Raw genomic sequence first — 3,713 nt, 5'->3', positions numbered from 1 at the left:
GCCGCGCATGCGGCGCTGCACGGCCGCAGCGCGCCGCGCGCGCGCGGCGAGCGCCCGCTGCTGCTCGTCGCACCGCATGTGCCGGACGAACTCGCGGCGCAGCTGGTCGACGAAGGCATCCCGTTTCTCGACACGGCCGGCAATACGTTCCTGGCCGAACCGGAAGCGACCGTGATGATCGCAGGGCGCCCGAAGCCCGCGCGCACGCGGCAGGCGCCGACCTCGCGCGCGACCACGCCGAAAGGCATGACCGTGATGTTCGCGCTCGCGGCCACGCCGGGCCTCGTGCAGGCGCCGTATCGCGCGATCGCGGCCGCCTCGGGCGTCGCGCTCGGCACCGTGAACCTCGTGATGGACGATCTGCTCGCGCGCGGCCTGCTCGGCCGCCGCCGCGACGGCACGCGCGTGTTTCCCGACTGGCCGCGCTTCGTGCAGGAATGGGTCGCGCTCTACCCGAGCCGCCTGCGCGCGAAGCTGCCGGTGCGGCGGTTTTCCGGTCTTGCGCCCGACTGGTGGCGCGCGGTCGATTTCGCGGCCGCCGACGCGCGGCTCGGCGCCGAGCCGGCCGCCGATCTGCTGACGCACGACCTGAAGCCGGCCGCGATCACCGTCTACACGCACGGGCCCGTGTCGAACCGCCTGCTGCTCGACGCGCGGCTGCGCGCGGACGAACGCGGCGACGTCGAAATACTCGAAGCATTCTGGCCGCCGTCCGCGGCGCTCGACTGGCGCGATCCGCCGCTGCCGCTCGTGCCGCCGCTGCTGATCTACGCCGATCTCGTCTCGACCGGAGACAGCCGCAATCTTGCCGCCGCCGAACAGATCCATGACCGATACCTCGCCCATCCGCCCGCTTGAGGTCGACGCAGAGCGTCCGCTCGAGCCTGCGACCGTCGCACTGCTGCGCGCCGTGCGCGATGCGTGCGCACATGTCGACGCGGCGTTCGTCGTCGCCGGCGCGACCGCGCGCGACATCCTGATGTGGCACGTATACGGGATCCGGCCGATGCGCGCCACGCGCGACGTCGACGTGGCCGTCTGCGCGGTCAGCTGGCCGTTCCACGACCGGCTCGTCGACACGCTCGTCGCGACCGGGCAATTCGCGCGCGCGCCGAAGCATCAGCAGAAGCTGCTGTTTGCCGCCGACACGGGCGGCTGGCGCACCGAACTCGATCTCGTGCCGTTCGGTCAGCTCGAGGCGCCGCCCGGTGAAATCGCCTGGCCGCCCGGCGGCGAGTTCGTGCTCAACGTGCTCGGTTTCCAGGAGGCCGTCGACCATGCGCTGCCCGTCGCCATCGACGCGCATACGGTCGTGCCGGTCGCGAGCTTGCCGGCGCTGTCGCTGCTGAAGCTGCTCGCGTGGAAGGATCGCCGCGCGCGTCAGAACAACGACGCGTACGACCTGCTGTTCCTGCTCACGCATGCACACGACGCAGGCAATCGCACGCGCATCTGGGACGTCGCGCCCGACCTGCTCGCCGCGCACGACTTCGATCCGACGCGAGCGGCCGCCGCGCTGCTCGCGCGCGACGCGAAACGGATCGCGTCGCCGGCGACGCGCGATGCGGTGCGCGCACTGCTGTCCGACCGCGCGACCTACGCGACGCTCGGCCAGGATCTGCTCGCGCGCGCCTTCGCCTGGCAGCCGGGCGACTTCACCGACGACGCCGAACGCTATCTGCACGCATTCCGCGACGCATTTCTCGCGGACGAGCCCGACGCCGGCGCCGACGCGCACGCACGGCGCACGTAGTGCGCGCGGCTGCCGCGGCGTCCATGCATGTCCGCCGAGCGCCCCACGCGCATCACGGCAGCCGGAACGTATCGAAGAACGTATCGCGTTCGATCACGGTCAGCGCCGCGCGCTTGTGCGGGAAATCGAACTCCTTGAGCGTGTAGAAACCGAGCCGGTGCATATATGCGATGTGCCGCACGTGATCGACGCGCGGCTCGCCGACGAGCCGCTGCGTGCGCGGTTCGTCGACGAACATGTAGTGCAGCACGCCGCTCCACCACGCATGCAGCTTGCCCGCGCTCTGGAACCGCGAATCGCCGATCAGCAGATGCAGCCCGCGGTCGTAGTCGTGCGCGTCGTAGAACGGCGCGAGCCGATCCTCCTTCGCCCAGTAGAACTCGAAATAGCCGAACGGCGTGTCGTCGAAATAGCCGATCATCGGATGCATGTGCGGATCGGCGAGCCGCTCCGCGAGATACGCCGCATGCTCGTCGCGCGTGCCGCGCTGATCCCAGAAATGCGCGACGCGATCGAGATTCATCCAGCCGCTGAACAGGTCCGCATGCGCGTCGACGTCGACGGTGCGCAGGCTGAACGTCATCCCGACCTGCGGCATATAGCGCGCATAGATCTCGCCGGCCGGCGTCGGCGGCCGCACCGGATGACGGTGGCCGTTCGTGATCGTGTAGCGCAGCGGCATCCCGCCCGACGCGGGCGCCTTCAGCCAGGGCCGCGGATGCTGCCAGAACGTCGCGCGCGACGTGGTCACGTTAAGGCGGTCGCCCGCGCGTTGCGCCGCGTCGATCACACCTTCGCGCACCGCGCGTGTGATGTAGGCCGCGATGGCGTCCGGGTCGGTGTCCGCGATCGGCAGCGCGATCGTCGCCGCATCGCGCCGTGCTTCGGTATTGAACAGCGCCACGAGCTCGGCCAGCAGCGCGCCCGGCGGATCGTCGGGCCGCCATGCGTCGAGCACGCGATCGGCGGCGGGCGCCGTATCGGCGTTGTAATCGCGCAAGGCGGCGACGTCGCCGGCGGCCGTCTTGAGCACCGCTTCTTCGGGTTGCGTCAGCGTCGGTGCCATCACAGTGCTCCCGCGTCGTGGCGATCGGCGAGGAGATGCAGCCCGCGCTCGAGCGCCGGAAACAGGCTGCGCTGGAAATTGTTCCAGCGCAGTTCGAGGATCGTGTCGTCCGGCGCGATCGGCGTGTCGAGCACGTCGCAGATCACCTCGCCGGAATCGATGCCGTTGTCGACGTAGTGGAACGAGGCGCCCGTCATCGTTACCGGCGCGACGGGCGTCGTCGTGCCGGTCGCCCAATCGACGCGCTCGCCGCGCGCGCCGTGCAGCGCATCGAGCGTCGCCCATGCGCCGCGCCGCTGGTACGGCGAACCGTCGGCCGTGATGCCCGGATGGATATTCGCGATGCGCCGGTGAAAGCGCGCGCCGGGCCGCACCAGCTCGTCGAGGATGACGAGCAGCCCGTCGAGCACGACGACGTCGGCGTTCAGCTCGAGCAGGCGTTCGAGCAGCCGCCGCTCGAACGCCTGCTTGCCCGCCACGCGCTCGCGCGCCTCGCGCGGCAGCCGCCGGTACGTCGACGGAATCGAGCAGAACAGTGCGTCGACCGGCGTGCCCTGCACCGTCAGCCCGTCCGGCAGAATCCACGGACGGCCCGGCGTGCGTGCAAAGCCGTAGTCGGCGAGCTTCGCGCGATCGGCGGCCGAGCCTTCGTCGTCGTCGACGATCACGCCCGCGAGCGTGTAGCGCTCGCCGAGCGGCGAGTCGTTCAGCCGCTCGACGAGAAATTCGAGCGGCGCCTTCATGTAGCGCGTGCCGCCCTTGTAGGCGACCGGCTGACCGGCGCGATCGGCCGCGCCGTTGCGCAGCGACTGGATATAGACGAGATTTTTCTTCGGCATGAATGCGTCGTGTTGAACGGACGCCCGCGCCGCGGGCGGCGGCCCGCGGCGCGCG

The 3,713-nt window shown here is 70.6% G+C and carries 4 protein-coding genes; 2 read left to right on the top strand and 2 right to left on the bottom strand.

Annotated features, from left to right (window positions below; all coding sequences use genetic code 11):
* Together HMPREF3115_RS07255 and HMPREF3115_RS07250 are read left to right on the top strand one after the other, a co-directional pair.
* Window positions 1–858, top strand: an 858-nt coding sequence (locus HMPREF3115_RS07255; protein WP_070553910.1) for a type IV toxin-antitoxin system AbiEi family antitoxin, incomplete at its 5' end; no start/stop codon positions are given.
* Window positions 827–1,753 (top strand): nucleotidyl transferase AbiEii/AbiGii toxin family protein, encoded by a 927-nt coding sequence (locus tag HMPREF3115_RS07250; RefSeq protein WP_070553908.1) that lies wholly within the window; start codon window positions 827–829, stop codon window positions 1,751–1,753. The genes HMPREF3115_RS07255 and HMPREF3115_RS07250, both read left to right, overlap by 32 nt.
* A gap of 52 nt (window positions 1,754–1,805) precedes the next feature.
* Here HMPREF3115_RS07250 and HMPREF3115_RS07245 read toward each other — a convergent pair whose 3' ends face one another.
* Together HMPREF3115_RS07245 and HMPREF3115_RS07240 are read right to left on the bottom strand one after the other, a co-directional pair.
* The gene (locus tag HMPREF3115_RS07245; protein ID WP_070553906.1) at window positions 1,806–2,819 is read right to left on the bottom strand and encodes a GNAT family N-acetyltransferase; all 1,014 of its coding nucleotides are present in this window, start codon (window positions 2,817–2,819) and stop codon (window positions 1,806–1,808) included.
* On the bottom strand, window positions 2,819–3,658 hold the full coding sequence (locus HMPREF3115_RS07240; RefSeq protein WP_006404833.1) for a formyltransferase family protein: 840 nt from the start codon (window positions 3,656–3,658) through the stop codon (window positions 2,819–2,821). Before HMPREF3115_RS07240 ends, HMPREF3115_RS07245 begins: the two co-directional genes overlap by 1 nt.
* Window positions 3,659–3,713 lie beyond the last annotated feature (55 nt).

The sequence above is a fragment of the Burkholderia sp. HMSC10F09 genome, from assembly GCF_001806955.1.
In the GTDB taxonomy this organism is placed as follows: Bacteria; Pseudomonadota; Gammaproteobacteria; order Burkholderiales; family Burkholderiaceae; genus Burkholderia; species Burkholderia multivorans.
The sequence above is the reverse complement of the archived record's forward strand: the minus strand, read 5'-3'. Positions and strand labels throughout refer to the sequence as shown.